This window comes from Larkinella sp. (genome assembly GCF_965227735.1).
Lineage (GTDB): Bacteria > Bacteroidota > Bacteroidia > Cytophagales > Spirosomataceae > Larkinella.
The window spans coordinates 7,719,346-7,736,916 of the sequence record NZ_OZ245776.1 but is presented as its reverse complement, the minus strand read 5'-3'; the positions used below and the strand labels follow the sequence as shown (position 1 = coordinate 7,736,916).

Annotated in this window: 13 protein-coding genes; 8 read left to right on the top strand and 5 right to left on the bottom strand. The window is 53.3% G+C overall.

Features of this window, described 5'->3' with window-relative positions; genetic code table 11:
* On the top strand, positions 1-693 hold a 693-nt coding region (locus ACO064_RS30680), incomplete at its 5' end, for a ChbG/HpnK family deacetylase (protein ID WP_421830973.1).
* 245 nt (positions 694-938) lie between these two features.
* Positions 939-3,305 (top strand): gliding motility-associated C-terminal domain-containing protein, encoded by a 2,367-nt coding sequence (locus tag ACO064_RS30675; RefSeq protein ID WP_421830972.1) that lies wholly within the window; start codon positions 939-941, stop codon positions 3,303-3,305.
* 138 nt (positions 3,306-3,443) lie between these two features.
* On the opposite strand, the gene ACO064_RS30670 is transcribed toward ACO064_RS30675, so the two are convergent.
* Positions 3,444-3,968 carry a hypothetical protein gene (locus ACO064_RS30670; protein WP_421830971.1) on the bottom strand — a complete coding sequence of 175 codons (525 nt, stop codon included), beginning with the start codon at positions 3,966-3,968 and terminating at the stop codon, positions 3,444-3,446.
* A gap of 124 nt (positions 3,969-4,092) precedes the next feature.
* On the bottom strand, positions 4,093-7,347 hold the full coding sequence (locus ACO064_RS30665; protein WP_421830970.1) for an amidohydrolase family protein: 3,255 nt from the start codon (positions 7,345-7,347) through the stop codon (positions 4,093-4,095).
* A gap of 299 nt (positions 7,348-7,646) precedes the next feature.
* Here ACO064_RS30665 and ACO064_RS30660 point away from each other — a divergent pair, with 299 nt between their 5' ends.
* Entirely contained in the window at positions 7,647-7,862 is a 216-nt protein-coding gene (locus ACO064_RS30660; RefSeq protein WP_421830969.1) for a hypothetical protein, read from the top strand.
* Positions 7,863-7,913: 51 nt separating this feature from the next.
* Here the strand turns inward: ACO064_RS30660 and ACO064_RS30655 are convergent, their stop codons facing one another.
* Positions 7,914-8,171: a hypothetical protein gene (locus ACO064_RS30655; RefSeq protein ID WP_421830968.1), complete on the bottom strand. Its 258-nt coding sequence runs from the start codon at positions 8,169-8,171 to the stop codon at positions 7,914-7,916.
* A 240-nt stretch (positions 8,172-8,411) separates the two neighbouring features.
* On the opposite strand from ACO064_RS30655, the gene ACO064_RS30650 reads away from it, so the two are divergent.
* The 4 genes from ACO064_RS30650 (at position 8,412) to ACO064_RS30635 (ending at position 13,533) form a co-directional block, all read left to right on the top strand.
* On the top strand, positions 8,412-9,833 hold the full coding sequence (locus tag ACO064_RS30650) for a Gfo/Idh/MocA family protein (protein ID WP_421830967.1): 1,422 nt from the start codon (positions 8,412-8,414) through the stop codon (positions 9,831-9,833).
* Positions 9,834-9,860: 27 nt separating this feature from the next.
* A complete protein-coding gene (locus ACO064_RS30645; protein ID WP_421830966.1) occupies positions 9,861-11,249 on the top strand; it encodes a putative oxidoreductase C-terminal domain-containing protein in 1,389 nt (462 codons plus the stop codon).
* Positions 11,250-11,256: 7 nt separating this feature from the next.
* Positions 11,257-12,429, top strand: coding sequence for a Gfo/Idh/MocA family protein (locus tag ACO064_RS30640; protein WP_421830965.1), 1,173 nt, complete (start codon positions 11,257-11,259; stop codon positions 12,427-12,429).
* 258 nt (positions 12,430-12,687) lie between these two features.
* Complete coding sequence (locus ACO064_RS30635) at positions 12,688-13,533, top strand: ThuA domain-containing protein (RefSeq protein WP_421830964.1); 846 nt, start codon at positions 12,688-12,690, stop codon at positions 13,531-13,533.
* A 7-nt stretch (positions 13,534-13,540) separates the two neighbouring features.
* Here the strand turns inward: ACO064_RS30635 and ACO064_RS30630 are convergent, their stop codons facing one another.
* Positions 13,541-14,776 carry a TlpA family protein disulfide reductase gene (locus ACO064_RS30630; RefSeq protein WP_421830963.1) on the bottom strand — a complete coding sequence of 412 codons (1,236 nt, stop codon included), beginning with the start codon at positions 14,774-14,776 and terminating at the stop codon, positions 13,541-13,543.
* Positions 14,777-14,941: 165 nt separating this feature from the next.
* On the bottom strand, positions 14,942-15,856 hold the full coding sequence (locus ACO064_RS30625) for a serine hydrolase (protein ID WP_421830962.1): 915 nt from the start codon (positions 15,854-15,856) through the stop codon (positions 14,942-14,944).
* Between the two features lie 74 nt (positions 15,857-15,930).
* Here ACO064_RS30625 and ACO064_RS30620 point away from each other — a divergent pair, with 74 nt between their 5' ends.
* The gene (locus ACO064_RS30620; protein ID WP_421830961.1) at positions 15,931-17,550 is read left to right on the top strand and encodes a Na+/H+ antiporter; all 1,620 of its coding nucleotides are present in this window, start codon (positions 15,931-15,933) and stop codon (positions 17,548-17,550) included.
* The last annotated feature ends 21 nt before the right edge of the window (positions 17,551-17,571 follow it).

Below are 17,571 nucleotides of genomic sequence, written 5' to 3'. Positions count from 1 at the left end.
GAAGGCATCGAGTCGTCCATCGAAGTGATTGTGCCCTCGCCCTGGTTTCCCGAAGCCGTCGAGATGCTGAAAGACATTCCGGACATTGACGTGGGCATTCACCTGGCCCTGACCAGCGAGTGGGACAACGTGAAATGGCGGCCGGTTTCGGCCGACGGTTATTTCTATCCCATGATTTATCCGAATAAAAACTACCCCAAACGCGCCCTGGTCGAAAACGACTGGAAACTGGAAGACGTTGAAAAAGAGTTTCGGGCGCAGATTGAAATGGGCCTGAAAAAGATTCCCCGCATCAGCCACGTTTCCGGCCATATGGGTTGCACCGGCATGGGCGACGACGTGAAAGCCCTGGTGCTGAAGCTGGCGAAAGAATACAACCTCCTGATTCTGGATCGGAACATGCAGGATTGGGGCGTGACGGGCGTCGGCTACCTGGGTGCCCACGCAACCTCGGACGAGAAAATTGAGAGCTTTTCCAAAATGCTCGAAAGCCTGGAACCTGGCAAAACCTACCTGTTTGTCGACCATCCCGGTCTCGATACGCCCGAACTGCGGGCCATTCACCACATTGGATACGAGCAGGTGGCCGTCGACCGCCAGGGCGTCACTGACGCCTGGACCAGTTCTAAAGTCAAAGCGCTCATCAAGGCCAAAGGCATTCAGTTGATTGGTTACCGGGATTTGCGGAAATAGACCCGGGCTTCGGGGAAAACCAACCCTTCAGCAAAATTTGGTAACATCTGCAACGGGCAGATGCATTCCCGCGTATTTACCGGTAGAGAGCCGTAGTGAACGGCTGACGGGCAGTACAATTCCCTTCATGCCTAGATGTTGCGGTATTAATTTTTAAGTTACGATATTGAAAAAAGAGTAACTTTAGTTGTCTGAATGAATTTTTCAAAAATACGTTCATATCGACCATTTCTACTGTCTGACCCATGCTTCCCGTTTTTAACCGAGCTTTGCTCTGGCTTCTGCTGCTGGGCTTTGCCTTTCCGGTTTTGGCTACCCACCAGGTTGGCGGGCAGATCGAAATGCGGGCGATTGGCGATGTGCCGGGACACTTTCAAATCACGGTGATCAATTACCTTGAAGACAACAACCGGGCGGCCCAGACTACGGGCGGGCAGATCGGGATTTTCCGACTGCGCGACAACGCCCGGATGCTGGTATTCAACGTTTCGGAAACCGCCCAGCGCGAACGCGTGGTCTTTACGAATGAAGCCTGTGCCACCTCGCAAAACCAGCGGGTGATTGCCGCTACGTTTGGGGCTGATATTCAGCTCGATCCGGCCCTTTACAGCGATGCCGGTGGCTATTACATGTCGTTCCAGACCCAGAACCGCAACGCCGGGATCAACAACATCAACAATCCCGTACAAACCGGTTTTACTTTTTACCTCGAATTTCCGGCCCTGCAAAAAAGCGGTCAGTATTTCAATAATTCTTCCCCCCGCTTTAATCCCATCAACGGCGAGTATCTCTGTATCAACGAGGCTTTTTCGTTTGCCTTTGGCGGAATCGACCCCGATGGCGATGAACTGCGGTATTCGATGGTGACACCCCTCAATAAAAATAGTACCCAGGGGCGAAACATAGAAGCCAGTGCCGGACCGTATCCGGACATTCAGTGGCTGAGCGGTTTTGGCGCCAACAGTGCCATTCCCGGCAGTCCGACGCTGACGGTCGATGCCCGGAGCGGACAGTTGTCGGTGACGCCCAACCAACTGGGTTTGTTCGTTTTTGCGGTTAAAGTAGAAGAATACCGCAACGGCGTAAAAATAGGGGAGGTTCGGCGGGACTTCCAGTTTCTGGTGATCGATTGCCCCCCGGTTGCGGCCCCTAACCCGACCGTGTGGGCCACCGGTTTGCCGGCCAATACCGAATTTACGATCTGCAAAGGAAAAACGCTGGAACTCCAGACGACCGTCAACCCCGACTGGAATTACCAGTGGCGTCGCGACGGACTGAATCTGCCCGATGCCACCGGCACCAAACTACAGGTCAATGAACCGGGGACGTATTCGGTTTTTGTATCCCTGAAAACCCAGTGCGGTAAGGCCAGCGGTTCCCAGAATGTAACACTCAAGGTGGTGGATCTCACCTCGGATCTCAATGTAACCGGGCAGTTGTGTGCCACGGATGGTTCCGTCGTCCTGAGGGTTTTGGAAGGGAACGATCTGACCTACCAGTGGTTTCGGGACGGCAAGCTCGTGGTGGCACCTCCTGCCGTTAATTCCCTGACCGTTACCCAGCCGGGAGAATACCGGGCCGTGTTAACCCAGACGCAATACGGCTGTACCTACAACACCGGCGCCCTTTCGCTCAACCGCGCACCCGCCGTACAGGCGGCTATCCGTTCATCGCAGAACCGGATTTGCCCCGGTGCGGCATTGCCGCTGGAAGGCGTCGGCGGGGTCAGCTTTGCCTGGCAAAGGGATGGTCAGCCCGTCGCAACGGTCACCGATCCGGTTTTTCCGGTGCAAACCGCCGGAACCTACGTCGTGGAAGTAACCGCGGAAAATGGTTGCAAGGCGATTTCCGCCCCCTTCGCCGTTGCGCAGATTCCCGCCATCACCGTCACGATGGACGCTGTTCCGCCGGTTTGCGGTACGGAAGGTCCGGTTTTTTCACTGACGGGAACCCCGGCAGGAGGGACTTTCGCCGGGCCGGGCGTGTCGGGAACGCAATACGATGCGAAAGCCGCCGGGATCGGCAACCACGTGCTGACGTATTCGATCAACTTTGCACCGGAATGTCCGGCGGCCGTGGCGCAGCAAACCGCCGTCGTGGCTCCCATTCCGACCATTCTGTTACCGGAAGAAGTTATTACATCGCTGGGTACTTCGTTGACCCTCAGTCCGGTTCTGACCGGTGATCCGGTGAAATTCGAGTGGTCACCACCCACCTATCTGGCCGATCCGGCCGAAGCCAACGCGCGGGTGGTTGCCATTGAAGACGACATCGTCTACACGTTAAAAGTCGAAAATGCAACGGGCTGCAAAGCCGAAGGGACGGTGGTCGTAACAGTTTACGAGCGAATCTGGGTGCCGGGCGCGTTTACACCCAACGCCGACGGACAGAACGATGTCTGGGAGTTAAAAGGCGTCGAAGCTTTCCCGACCGTCGAAGTAGCGGTTTTCAACCGCTGGGGTGAGGTAATTTACAAATCGGCCGACGGCTATGCTCATCCCTTCGACGGCAGGCTGAAAGGGGATCTGGTGCCACCGGGGGCTTACGTATATACAATCCGTTACAAACCGGATGCGCCTTTGCTGCGGGGGACGGTGATGATACTGCGGTAGGAGCTAGCCCGAAGCAAATTTGCCTTGCACGGGTTTTTCTTTTTAAAAACCGCCTAATTTTAATAGAATGGTTGTAAACCAAAACAGACCCGGAATCTCCATTCCGGGTCTGTTTTGATGGTGGTATTTTGAACTCAATTATTTCACCGGAATGGTTTTTACTGCGATGGATGCCCCGGCGGCTGAGGTGATTCCCAGCGGTTTTCCAAAGGTATCAATCAGGTTCTTCCAGTACAAATCACCCGGAGCGGTTGAGTTTCCGGCAATTTGGCGGGCAATGTCAAAATTCGTCTCGGAAAGGGTCGTTATGTTCCATACATCCGGCGTTGGAATTTGGGTCGTCGTGAGTGACAATTTCGTGTCATTGTCCGTCAGCGCCCACTTGCCGGTGGAAGATGTTCCGTCCAGGCTGGTTTGTACGAAGTCTCCACCCGTCTTGAATTCAAGTTTGAACTTGCTCATATCAATGAGGTTGCCTGTACCACCTTTGGTGTAACCCGTTATAGGTGTTGCAGTGCCTAAACCGATAGAACCAGTTTGCACTTCCCAGGTACGAACCAGCATTTCAGATTTGGTTTTCACCGCCGGGGTGTCGTCATCATCTTTGCTGCAACTTACGAACAGCGTAGTCCCCATCAACAGGAGCAGGAGGGCTTTTTTCATACAGATTGATTTTTCAGGCTTATTTTGACTGCAATGTATTGAATTATTTTTAGTTCAGTGGTTTTAACCACCGAATAAGGAACGGTTTGCCCGACTAATATATTATACGGCAAAAATACCGGGGTCAATGCAACCCTTGACACACGCAATGAATGTGTCCGAAGCTCTGCGTTTCGGCGTGCCAGTCGAAACCGTCGTTGGATCGGTTGTTTTCCCAGTAAAACTTGCCGCGCGTCCGGGTATAATTCCCGGTTTCGTTCATGGTGGCGGCATCGAAAAGCCGTCCGTTGATCATTACATACTGAATGAACTGGCTGTTGCGCAGGTCCTGCAACGGGTTTTTGTCGAGCACCAGCAAGTCCGCCAGCTTTCCGGCTTCCAGCGAACCAATTTCTTTGTCCAGTCCGAGGTTTCGGGCCGGGCCGATGGTGGCCTGTTTAAGCGCCTGCAGGTTGGAAATACCGCCCTGGCCGAGCATCCAGAGTTCCCAGTGCGCGCCCAGTCCCTGCAACTGGCCGTGGGCACCGAGGTGAACGCTCACGCCCGCATCCGTAAGTTGTTTAGCGGTTTGTGAATTTCCGATGTGACCAAATTCTTCATCAGGCAACATCGTCCGCCGACGCGACCGGCTGTCGACCACGGCGCGGGGCGTAAACCGCAGCAAGCGTTCCTGTTCCCAGACGTTCATTTTCTGGTACCAGTAATATTCGCCGGAAACACTGCCGAAACTCACAATCAGCGTGGGCGTATAACCGGTTTTGCTGTTGCCCCACAACGAAACGACATCCTTGTAAATCGGATCGACGGGGAGGTTGTGTTCTACCGTCGTGTGGCCGTCCATGACCATCGTCAGGTTGTGGTTGAAGAACGAACCGCCCTCGGGCACCACCATCATGCCCAGTTCGCGGGCGGCCTGAATGATCTGCTGGCGTTGGTTCCGGCGGGGCTGGTTGTAGCTTTTAACCGAAAAAGCGCCCACGGCTTTCATTCGGCGGAGGTGCGAACGGGCGTCGTCCAGGCTGTTGATCACCGCCTTGAAATCGCCGTCGGCTCCGTAAATAATCGTTCCGGTCGAATACACCCGGGGTCCGAGCATCCGGCCGGTTTTGACCATTTCCGACTGGCTGAAAACCATCTCGGTATTGGAGGACGGATCGTGAACCGTCGTGACGCCGTAGGCCAGGTTTGTAAAATACGACCATTGCTGCTGGGGCGATTTGCCGTCGCCGGTGCCGATGTGGGCGTGGGAGTCGATCAAACCGGGCATGATGGTTTTGCCCGTGGCGTCGATGATTTTGGCCCCCGCCGGAATCGTGACCGAACTGGCCGGGCCGACCGCCAGAATCTTGTTGTCCTGCACCACCAGCACGCCGTTTTCAATCACCGCATCGTCTTTCATCGTCAGAATGGTGGCCCCTTTAAAGGCTACGATGCCTTTCGGAACGTCGGTCGTCAGCTTCAGGCCGATCGGAATTCCGGTGCTGTCGATGGCAGGCAGCTTTTCGGGGGCACCTTCCACAAAGGCAAAACTGTTCTGGATGGAGCGGGTGAAATAGTCAGGGCCAATGGTCCAGTGGAGCTTTTTGCTGTCGTTCGACCAGTGCAGATAATCCCCGGCGTCGCGCGTTACCTTATAAACCGGAAACGCTTTCGTTCCACCTGAAAGATCGGCGGCTTTTCCGCTCACTGGGAAGGGGGCGATGTAGAGTTGAAAAAGCTCCTGAAATGCAATCCAGCGGTTGTCGGGGCTCGGCACAAACCGGGTGGCATACTGCGACGTAAAATGCGTTTGCTCGTCGGAATTGTTCAGCGAAACGCTTTTGAAAGCTTTCGTCGCACCATCTTCCACGAAGAAAATCCGGTCGCCGGCGGGGTTGAACAGCGGTTCTTCGCCACTTTCCCGAATAAAACGGGCCACACCGCCGTTGCCCGGCATGACGTACAAGCCCGGTTCCTTGCCATATGCAAAGCCCATAAAACCGTTCCCGGTGCTTTTTCGATACACAATTTGGGAGCCATCGGGCGAGAAAACCGGCGTATTGTAAAACCCTTTTTCGCGGGTCAGTGTCTCGATTTTGCGGGATTGGAGATTCAGTTTGCGAATGCTGCCCGTCAGTGAATCGTTCCAGGTGGTGTAGAGCAGGAATTTGCCGTCGGGGCTAAAACTGGGTTCGTATTCAAAACTGGCGGTTTCTTTGGTCAGCCGTTCGGGCTGGCCGTCGGGCAGTTTTTTCAGGTAGAGAAAACCGGCTGCGTGAAAAACCAGCGTTTTTTCGTCGGGTGAGGTCCGGGCGTGGCGGATCATTTTCGAGTCGAACGTGGGCGAGAAAACCGTCTGCGGAAAACGCACCGCGTCCTGAATCGTCAGTTTGGCGTTCACCGTGAAGGGTATTTCAACCGCTTTGGCCGTTTGAACGATTACGCGAAACAGCTTCCCTTTGGCCCAGATCACGATTTCTTTGCCGTCGGGCAGCCAGTTGTAGTTGGGGTACAGACCCATAATGGCCCAGGCTTCCTGCTGGTCTTTGTTGAGCTGATCGAAGACCGGAAATTCCTCCCCGGTTTTCAGGTCGTGGATGTACAGCACGGTTTTGGTCCGAACCCGCCGGACAAACGCCAGTTGCCGACCATCGGGCGAAAGCTGCGGGCGGGTCGCACCACCGGGGCCAGTCACGATATTCTTGACTTCGCCCGTCTGGCGGTCAAACCGTTTGATGGCGTAAATCTGGCCGTTGGGATCTTTGTTGTATTGGAAAATCGGCCCCGGACTCACGTCTTCACTAAAATAGACGTACCGTCCGTCGGGCGAAACGCAGGGCTCTCCGGCGTCCTGCTGGTCGTTTTTTCGTTTGGTCAACTGCAAACCGGCGGTTGTGCCCCCGGCATGATAGAGCCAGAGTTCACCCGCCCCCAATGAACGGCGGCTGGTAAAGTGCTTGCGGGCCACGAGGTACTGGCCGTCGGGCGTCCAGACGGCGTTGTTCAGCAGCCGAAAGTCTTCGTTGGTGATCTGGCGCAACCCGGAGCCGTCGCGGTTCATGGTCCAGATGTTATCGCCCCCGGCGCGGTCGCTGGTAAATGAAATCCGGCTGCCGTCGGGGCTGTAGCGGGGTTGAATTTCCAGGGGTAGACCGCCGGACAGAAGCTTCGCGGTGCCGCCGGTGATGGGCAGCGTGTAGAGATCGCCGAGGAGGTCGAACACGATTTCGCGGCCGTCCGGACTCACGTCGAGGTTCATCCAGGTGCCTTCGGTGGTCGTTAGACTAACTTCTTTGGCGGACCCTTTGGGCGTGGCGACGTCCCAGGTGTCTTTGGATTTTTGGGCAAATGAAAGAGTAGAAGCCAGCAGGGCAACGGCTACGGTGTACAGTTTCTTCATGTCGGGCATATAAGGCTCCGAAAGATACTCATAGTGCGGAAAAGACGTGCCGAAACCGTTAAATCTTGCCGTATGACGATTGGAAGTATAAATTTAAAAATTTTACCAATTGTTGTATTATTCGGCGATGCAGCGTGACGATAGGATAAACCTTTGTTAAGGAATAAATTTCGTAAAACTCTTTTGGTCAGAATATTGTAGTATTGTATAGGAGATAATTAGAGAGATAGAATAGTATCGTAGGAGTCTTGTAATTGTACTAAAGTAATTGTCGATTTTATATAATACGCATTTGCACCATGAAAAACATAGAAAAACAACTGGCTGATTTACAGCTTCAAATCGAACACCTGAACAAAAAAGTTACCGTATTGCTGGAAAATCCGCCCGCGGGCGAAGGCTTGTCAAGCCGGACGCTGGTGCGTAAGCAGCAACACAAAGCCAATCCGGGAGACCGCTTATTTAACCCGTCCAAAGGCATCGACCGGTTTCGCTCGTTGCAGAATAACGGCTAAAACCGGCTCTGTTTCGGTTGGATAGAGTTGATAATCAGGCCGATGTTTGCTTTATTTGTAACTTTCAATGGCCCACTCCAGAGGCTCATTCCGGCTCTGTTTATCAACATAGGCCGTACGGCAGTCTGCCGCCGACCGACCCGGTTTCTTTTGATTCGCCGTCTTCCCATTCGCTTTTTGAACCGCCGGTACCACATGAGCCGGTTTTTTGGTCCGAACGGCACCATATTCAGGGCCACCAGCGGCCAAAATGGCCAGGCCAATCACGAGCCCCAACGCCGAGGGGACTAACTTTACATTCAGATTCATCAGGTGTGTTGTTTCGTTTACTGTGCAAGGTAAAACGGAACCCGCCTTCGGTGAAAAATAATTTGGTTAAGTGGAAAAAACGGGACCTTAAGTGGAGGATTCTTTTTCGGAAACGCGAACCGGAACCAATAATACCGGCACCTTCGTCGGAAAATGAATAGTAAAAATCGGGGCGTCGTCGCTTATGGTTAAATATAGGTGTGGTTTCTACCCAAAAAGCCTTTTCAAACCTTGCTAACTATGGCACCGGAAAAAAAATCAGTGGTCTCCCGGAGAAAATTTCTCGACCTGACCACCAAAGGAGCCCTCGCAACAACCGCGCTTGTCAGTGGTTTTCCAACCATCGTACCGGCCTCGGTCTTTGGTGAAAATGCGCCCAGCAACCGCATCAATGTCGGCGCGATTGGCGTTGGCCGCATTTCGCGGACGCACGACATGCCGGGTGTCTGGCAATACGACAATGCCCTGATCATGGCCGTTTGCGATGTAGACAGCAAGCGGGTCGAAGAAGGAAAACAACTCGTCAATGGCGTTTACGCCAAGAAAACAGGTAAATCATACGATGGCGTGCGGGGTTATGGCGACTATCGCGAGTTGCTGGCCAACAAGGATATCGATGCCGTTTTGATCAGCACGCCCGACCACTGGCACGCGCCGATGGTGGTTCATGCCGTCAATGCCGGAAAAGATGTCTACATGCAGAAACCGGCGTCGCTGACCATTTCGGAAGGCCGATTGATGGCGGATGCGGTGAAACGGACGGGGCGGATCATGCAGGTGGGAAGCCAGCAGCGGTCGTCGCACCAGTTCCGGTTTGCGGCCGAACTCGTTCGCAACGGGCGGATTGGTCAATTGAAAACCGTCTCCGTCGGCTTGCCCGGCGATCCTTCCGGCGAGGAAGAACCGGAAATGCCGATCCCGAAAAACCTGAATTACGACATGTGGCTCGGCACGACGCCTGAGGTATATTATACCGAAAAACGGGTGCATCCGCAGAAGGACTACGACCGACCGGGCTGGTTGCGCTGCGAACAGTTTGGCGCTGGCATGATCACCGGCTGGGGCTCCCACCACATCGACTGTTCCCACTGGGCGATGAATACCGAATACACCGGACCGGTGGAAATCTGGGGGAAAGCCGATTTTCCGAAGAAAGGCCTGTGGGATGTTCACGGTATTTTCCGCACCGAAGCCTTGTACGAAAACGGCGTTCGGATGGTGGTCAGCAACGAGTTGCCCAACGGAATCAAGTTTGAAGGCACCGACGGCTGGATTTTTGTGTCGCGGGGCGACGCTGCCGTGACCGCCAGCGATCCCATTGCCAAACAGAAAGCCGCCAAAGCCCTGGATGCCAGCGATCCGAAGATTCTGGAGTCGGTGATCGGGCCGAACGAAATTCATTTACCGGTCAGCAAAGAACACCACGGCAACTGGCTGGAAAGCATCGTCAGCCGGAAAGAACCCATTGCCCCCGCCGAAGTGGGCCACCGGTCGTGTTCGGCCTGTCTGCTCCACCACGCGGCCATGAAACTGGATCGAAAACTGTATTGGGATCCGAAAAAAGAGCAGTTTAAGAACGATGCGGAGGCCAATAAACTATTGTCCCGCACACAGCGGTCGCCCTATGCCATTCAAGTCGTTGCCTCCACCAAATCAAAATAATCCGTGCGTTTAACCAAAATGCTTCGAATGAAAGTAGCCCCCGTTGCCGGCAGTCTGTTGATGGCTGCCTTACTCACCGCTTGTCAGTCAGATCAAAAGAAAGATGACATGATTCATCTGATTACCCTGGACCCCGGTCATTTTCATGCGGCCCTGGTGCAGAAAACCATGTTTGATGGCGTCGATTCCACGGTGCATGTCTACGCCCCGGATGGCCCGGATGTTCAGCTTCATCTGGATAAAATCAAGGGTTACAACGCCCGCCCGGAAGACCCCACGAACTGGCATGAAGACGTCTATCTGGGTACGGATTTTCTCGATAAAATGCTAACGGACAAAGCCGGGAATGTGGTGGTCATGGCGGGCAACAACCGCCTGAAAACCGACTACATTCAGAAAACCGTGGGGGCCGGATTCAACGTGCTGGCTGACAAACCGATGGTGATCAGCGCGGCCAACTTCGACCAGTTAAAGGAAGCATTCGCGACCGCCGAAAAGAACAAGGTGTTGTTGTATGACATCATGACGGAACGCTACGAGATCAGCACGATGCTGCAACGGGCCTTCTCGCAGCAGGCCGATCTGTTCGGGACGCTGGAAAAAGGAACACCCGAAAATCCGGCGGTTACCAAGGAAAGTGTTCACCATTTCTACAAAAACGTTTCGGGCAGCATCCTGACCCGGCCGTCCTGGTTTATGGATGTGGCCCAGCAGGGCGAAGGCATCGTGGACGTAACCACCCACCTCGTCGATCTGGTGCAGTGGGAGTGTTTTCCGGAACAAACGATTGATTACCAAAAAGATATTAGCCTGACGTCCGCCCGTCGCTGGACGACCGACATGACGCTGAGCCAGTTCAAAGCCATCACCAAACAGGACGTTTTTCCGGACTATCTGAAGAAAGATGTGGTGAAAGACAGCGTATTGAAGGTCTACAGCAATGGCGAAATCAACTACCAGCTTCGCGGGGTTCACGCCAAGGTGTCGGTAATCTGGAAATACAAAGCACCGGAAGGCACGGGCGACACCCACTATTCGATCATGCGGGGAACGAAAGCCAATCTGATTATTCGTCAGGGTGCCGAGCAGCAGTACAAACCGACGTTATACATTGAAGCGGTTGACAAAAACACGGATCTGGAAGCGGCATTGAAAACGGTTTTGCCGAACATCCAGAAAGAATTTCCGGGCGTTGAGGTGAAGAAAATTGCCAAAGGCTGGGAATTAGTAATCCCCGAAAAATACAAGGAAGGACACGAAGCGCATTTTGGCCGCGTGGCGCAGAAATACCTCGATTACCTGAAAGCCGGTGCCTTGCCCGCCTGGGAAGTGCCGAACATGATTTCAAAGTATTACACGACCACGCAGGCACTCGAACTGGCCAAAAAGTCCAAAAGTGAACTAGCGACAAAGTGAAACGACCATGAACAAATCACAAGCCAACCGGCGACGGTTTATCAAAGAATCCGTTACCACCGCGGCCGGACTCGCCGGTCTGACGGCCCTTCCCAAAGAACTTCTGGCCGCCCCCGGAATCCCGTATTCGGTTCCCGTGGTTGGCAGCAGCCGTCAGAAAGGCGCGGCCCGCATCCGGTTTTCGGCCATTGGTCTGAATCACGGCCATATTTACGGGCAGGTCGAAGCCATCATTCGCGGGGGCGGGCAGCTTGTTTCGTTTTACGCCAAAGAACCGGATCTGGCGGCTGCATTCACGAAGCGCTACCCGGATGCCAAGCTCGTCAAAAGCGAAAAAGAGATTCTGGAAGACAACTCCATCCAACTTGTGGTCAGTGCCGCAATTCCCGATGAACGCGCACCACTCGGTATTCGCGTAATGAAAGCCGGGAAGGATTACATGGCGGACAAACCCGGTATTACGACGCTGGAACAACTGGCTGAAGTTCGTAAGGTGCAGAAAGAGACCAAACGGATTTACTCCATCATGTACAGTGAGCGGCTTGAAAACAAGGCAACTACCAAAGCCGGGGAGTTGGTGAAAGCCGGCGCCATTGGCAAAGTCATTCAGACCATCGGCCTGGGTCCCCACCGCATGAATGCCAAAACGCGCCCCGAGTGGTTTTTCGACAAGCAGCGGTTTGGCGGCATCATCTGCGATATTGCCTCGCACCAGTTCGACCAGTTTCTGTTTTTCACGGGCTCCACCCAGGCCGAAATCGTTGCGTCGCAGGTGGGCAATACGAACCATCCGCAATACCCGAAATTTGAAGATTTTGGCGATGCGATGTTGCGAGGCAACGGCGGAACCGGTTACATCCGCGTCGACTGGTTCACGCCCGACGGCCTGAACACCTGGGGAGACGGACGGTTGACAATTCTGGGCACCGAAGGGTTTATCGAAGTTCGCAAGTATGTAGACATCAGCGGACGTGAGGGGGGCAATCACCTGTTTCTCGTTGACAATAAGGAAACGAAAACCATCGATTGCAGCCAGGTCGAAACGCCTTATGGTAAGCTTTTGATCGATGACATTTTAAATCGCACCGAAACCGCCATGACCCAGGCGCATTGTTTTCTGGCGACGGAACTGGCGTTGAAAGCCCAGAAACAGGCGCAGGATGTTAAATTGAAGGTGTAGAATTTTATCGATTTATGGATTATGCGATGCGGTTAGCGTGCAATGGATTGGAAAAGAAATAAATCAGCCCACGGTTAAAACCGTGGGTATAAGAAGCAAAACTATATGGAACCGTTTTAACGGGTTGGGGCTCGCTAAACCGTTAAAACGGTTCCCAAAATTCCTATTTTAACTTTTTCCCACGGTTAAAACCGTGGGCTAGTAGATTAATTCTCTAACCATACTATATGGTTAACTTATAAACCCATCTAACTTCTTATGAATCGCATTGCTACGATTTTTTGGGCCGGATTGTTTTTGCTGCTGCTGACCTCGACTGTTGGCTGGAGCCAAGGCGATAAGGTTAACTGGAAGAAAGTCAAGGTGTTGGTGTATACCAAAAACGGAAAAGGATACGTCCACGACAACATTCCGTTTGCTGCGAAGAGCATTCAGAAGCTGGGCGAGGAACACGGTTTTAAGGTGGACGTTACGGACCAGCCGTCGGTTTTTACGGAAGACAACCTGAAACAATACACGCTGCTGGTTTTTCCCAGCACCAACAACGATGTGTTCGACACCGACGCCCAGCGGCTTTCGTTCCGGCGGTACATCGAAGCCGGGGGCGGTTTTGTGGGCGTTCATTCGGTGACGGGTACCGAGCGAAACTGGACCTGGTTCAAGCGGATGATTGGCGGCACCTTCGCCTGGCACCCCAAATTCCAGAAGTTCAAAACCGTCGTGATCGACACCCAACATTCGTCGATGCAGGGCATTCCGAAAGTCTGGGAAAAGGAGGACGAATTCTATTTTACCAAGGAAATGTCGCCGGGACCCACCGTAGTGATGGCCCACGACCTGACTTCCCTCAACGGCGAGGAACCCGAAAAAGTGAAGATGTTCGGCGGTTCTTTTACAAACCTGTATCCGGCCGCCTGGTACTACCACTTCGACGGCGGCTATACCTGGTGTACGACGCTCGGCCACGACAAAAAGGATTATTCGGAACCGCTGTTCATGAAACACATTTTTCAGGGCATTCAGTACGTAGCCAGTCAGGTGAAGAAAATCGACTTTGGTAAAGCCTACGCCGATTCGCGGGACACGCCGATTCGGGATAACTAAAAACCGCTCAGTTCTCCAGCAGTTTCACGATGTCCTCATAAATGGCATCGGCTGTGCTGGGGCGTTTGGCATTCAGGTCGGCCATCTGGCCTTTTTTATCGATCAGGATGTAACGCGGAATGCTCTGAACACCAAAGTATTGCACAATTCGTGAGCGCCAGCCGCCCTTCGACCAGCCCTGGTCGCCGGGTAGCTGGTGTTTTTGCAGGGCCGTCTTCCAGTTGGCTTCCGAATCGTCGATGGAGATGTAGAGGAACGCGACTTTTTCCAACTGCTTCTTCGTCAGGCGCTCATAGAGCTTTTTGGAGTGCGGCACCTCGCCGATGCAAGGCCCGCACCAACTGGCCCAGATGTCCAGATACACCACCTTGCCCTTAAAATCGTCCAGCGTGACGGACTCGCCGTTCTGGTTTAGAAACGAAAAGACATTCGGATCGACCGGTTTTTTCTTCGCAGCGGCTGTCGGTTTGGGTTCGTCTTTCCGGGTCATCACCTCTCCACAGCGTGTTTTTACCAGATCCGTATACGCCGTTGCGTTTGGAGTGGCCGTCAGGGCTGCAAATACTTCGCGCACCGACGAAGGCGTTGCTTTTTCGCAATTATCCATCAACAGCCGGGCCAGGGCATACTGATACGGTTTTCCGGTCAGGTGCTGGCGGGCATAACCGGCTTTTTCCGGCAGCATTTTAGGCAGTTCATCCGGTGTGTATTTGGCAAATTTCCGGGACCTGGAATTGAAATACGTCACGTAGTAAAACAGAAAATTTCGATAGGGTTCGGCGATCATCGCCGTTTCATCGTTCGCTTTCGACTCGTCAAAACCTTCCAGCATGACGGCGGGCAGCGACGGCACGGTTTGCTGCGTAGCCTGCGCATTGGTTCGGACGATGGGCCAGGCCATGAGCAAATGCCAGTAATTCCAACGGATGCAGTTTTCTACGTATTTTTTGAACGGCTCGGAAAACTGACCCGCCTGTGGATGTGCCTGGTAGAACGCCAGTTGGGCTTTTCGGGCCGAGAACAGCGTCATTTCCCAGCCGTCGACACCGGTGGTTAGCGCTTTGGTATACTGCGCCGGGGCGTCGAAGTCGGATTTGAATTTTTCATTGAATTCCTTCAGAAATCCCAGTTCGGCGTTTGCGGTGAAAACGGTTTCGGGCTTCGGTCCCTGGTAAAGATCCTGCGAAAAACCATTGGGTAAAAAGCGGGATATGAAGAGAAAGAGGAGGACGATTTTTTTCATAGTACTTATGTAGGCTATTCAAATTTTGCCCCTAAATCCCCTGAAGGGGACTTGGACACAGCCTCTTACGGATGCTGAAAGTCCCCTTCAGGGGATTTAGGGGCAAATATTGATTTGACAAGCAAATAACAGTCCAAACCGGATTGAAACGCTGGCGTTGGCTTCTTATTGGATGAAATACTGGTAAATCATTCCGGAAACCGTGGCCAGGGACTCGACCACGGCGGCATCACTTTTGATTTCTTTCGAGAGCAGAATCAGGACGTATTTGCGGCCATCGGGCAGAAAAACGATCCCCGAATCATGCCGAACCGTGGCAATAGAGCCAGTTTTATGCGCCACTTTGACGGTTTTGGGTAACTTTGCGGGAATAACGGAGTTGAACCGCTGATCGAGCAGAATCCGGATCATGTCCTGGGAAGCTTCCGGACTGACGGCTTTTCCGGTGGCCATTTTTTCGAACAGGACCATCAGGTCGTAAGCGGTAGTGGTGTTGTTCAGCCCTTGCTGAAACGCTTTCGTGTCTTCCACGCCCCGCCGAACCTGAAGGTCTTTGGCGCCCATTTCGCGCATCGTTTGCATCACTTTTTTAGCGTCGACCTTCTCGATAATGAGGTTGGTGGCGAGGTTGCTGCTCAGGATAATCATGTCGTATAGCACCGCCGAAAGGGGAAGTTTCGTGCCGACTTTGGTATAAATCAGCGTGTCGCTGTCGTCGGTCGCTTTCAGGCTGTATGGACTGCCGTCGACGATGCTTTTGAACTCGTTTTTGATCAGGATGGAGTCGGATAGCGAAAACCGCTTCTGGGCGGCCTGTTTGTAGACCTCGATCATGACCGGCGTTTTCATGGTGCTGGCGGCATGAAATTCTTCCCGTTCGTGAATCAAAAGCTCCTGTCCGGTGGTTAAATCCTTGAACGCGACAGCGAAGCGGCCCGGCTGCGTTGCCAGCTGGGCTTCAATTTGTTGCCGGAGTTGTTCCAGCGAGGTTTTCGATTGCCCGATTGAGAAAAATGGAATCAGTGAAATAAAGCAAAAAGAAATACCCCGGCGCACCGCCTTGTCGAATTGAAAACCCATACCTTAATTCGGTTGTAAAAGCTGAATGATTCAGCGTTCTAAAGTAAGCATTTTCTGTAATAGAAACCGTCTCGATGACCAATCTTGAAATCGTTTTAGTGTTAATGGCCATTCTGGCCGCCCTCGCATCCGTTACCCAGAAACTGAAAATTCCGTATCCCATTCTGCTGGTGATTGCCGGTCTGGTACTGGGATTTTTGCCCATTGTGCCGGACATTCACCTGGAATCGGAGGTGGTTTTTCTGATTTTTCTGCCACCGTTGTTATACGAAGCCGCCGGCAACATTTCCTGGCACGAATTCAAAGCCTACCGCCGACCCATCGGTTTGCTGGCGGTCTGGCTGGTTTTTTTTACCACCGTGACCGTCGCCGTGGTCGCCCATTATTGCATCCCCGGTTTTAGCTGGCCGCTGGCGTTTGTGCTGGGTGCCATCACCTCCCCGCCGGATGCGGTAGCGGCCACGAGTGCCACCCGCGGCCTGGGGCTTCCCAACCGGCTGATTACCATTCTGGAAGGCGAAAGTCTGGTGAACGATGCGTCGGCGCTGATTGCCTACCGGTATGCGGTGGCGGCTGTTACCAGTGGGAGTTTCATTTTCTGGCAGGCTGGTTTGCAATTCCTGGTGGTAGCTGCCGGGGGCGTTGTCATCGGTCTCGCCATCGGCTACCTCTTTCGGCATATACACAACAAGCTCGAAAACCCGACGGTGGCCACGACCATTACCTTGCTTTTGCCTTTTGTGGCGTATTTGCTGGCCGAACACCTGGGCGTTTCGGGGGTGCTGGCGGTGGTGTCGATGGGCTTGTATCTGGCCTGGAATTCTTACGAAATTTATTCGTTTCAAACCCGGATGCAGATCAACGGTTTTTGGAATATTCTGATTTTTCTGCTGAACGGTTTTGTCTTCATCCTGATCGGGTCGCAGATGCCGGTGATCCTGAAAAACATCGAAGACCATTCCGTGGGACGGCTAATCGGCTTTGGCCTGCTGATTAGCTTCGTAGCCATCGTCACCCGGATTATCTGGATTTTTCCGCTGGCCTACATCAGCACTTTACTGGATCGGGGGAAGAAAAGACGTATTCTGTTCCGACCGAATGAGCTGTTCATCACCTCCTGGGCCGGGATGCGCGGGGTGGTGTCGCTGGCCACGGCGCTGGCCTTGCCCTTAACCCTAAGCAATGGAAAGGCTTTCCCGATGCGGAATGAGATTCTGTTCATCTCGTTCATGGTCATTTTTGTCACCTTAGTGCTACAGGGGCTCACGCTGCCGTTTTTTATCCGCTGGCTCAACGTGCAGGAACCGGCGGGAAAGGCCGTGCAGGAAGAAAAGAAAATCCGCCTGGCCATCACCACCAGCTCGATTACCTACATTGAAGGCGAACTTTCCATGAACCTGCACGACGAGGTGCTGAGTGAATTGAAAACCCGGTTTGAACAACAGACCAACTACCTGAACGGGGTGTTGCGGTTGGACGAAAAACCCCAAAAAGGGGCACCACCCACGGCTGCGAATTTCTTCCGGGAATTTGTCGAAAGTGAACTCGCCGTCATCAACCACCAGCGGGATCTGATCATTCAGTGGCACAAGCAGGGGACCTTCAGCGAAGAGGCCATCCGCCGGATCGAGCAGGAACTGGACATTCGCAGCCTCGGTTTGCAAACCCAGTTGCGCCGGTTGGACCCGGTTTAATTCGATCTTTTTGCCGGGAAT

Bases quoted from the DNA above. Each gene is read 5' to 3' on its own strand.
- ACO064_RS30655 (WP_421830968.1), bottom strand. From the start codon at position 8,171: ATGAATCTGAATGTAAAGTTAGTCCCCTCGGCGTTGGGGCTCGTGATT.
- ACO064_RS30625 (WP_421830962.1), bottom strand. From the start codon at position 15,856: ATGGGTTTTCAATTCGACAAGGCGGTGCGCCGGGGTATTTCTTTTTGC.
- ACO064_RS30635 (WP_421830964.1), top strand. From the start codon at position 12,688: ATGAATCGCATTGCTACGATTTTTTGGGCCGGATTGTTTTTGCTGCTG.
- ACO064_RS30660 (WP_421830969.1), top strand. From the start codon at position 7,647: ATGAAAAACATAGAAAAACAACTGGCTGATTTACAGCTTCAAATCGAA.
- ACO064_RS30670 (WP_421830971.1), bottom strand. From the start codon at position 3,968: ATGAAAAAAGCCCTCCTGCTCCTGTTGATGGGGACTACGCTGTTCGTA.
- ACO064_RS30645 (WP_421830966.1), top strand. From the start codon at position 9,861: ATGAAAGTAGCCCCCGTTGCCGGCAGTCTGTTGATGGCTGCCTTACTC.
- ACO064_RS30640 (WP_421830965.1), top strand. From the start codon at position 11,257: ATGAACAAATCACAAGCCAACCGGCGACGGTTTATCAAAGAATCCGTT.
- ACO064_RS30675 (WP_421830972.1), top strand. From the start codon at position 939: ATGCTTCCCGTTTTTAACCGAGCTTTGCTCTGGCTTCTGCTGCTGGGC.
- ACO064_RS30665 (WP_421830970.1), bottom strand. From the start codon at position 7,347: ATGAAGAAACTGTACACCGTAGCCGTTGCCCTGCTGGCTTCTACTCTT.
- ACO064_RS30620 (WP_421830961.1), top strand. From the start codon at position 15,931: ATGACCAATCTTGAAATCGTTTTAGTGTTAATGGCCATTCTGGCCGCC.
- ACO064_RS30650 (WP_421830967.1), top strand. From the start codon at position 8,412: ATGGCACCGGAAAAAAAATCAGTGGTCTCCCGGAGAAAATTTCTCGAC.
- ACO064_RS30630 (WP_421830963.1), bottom strand. From the start codon at position 14,776: ATGAAAAAAATCGTCCTCCTCTTTCTCTTCATATCCCGCTTTTTACCC.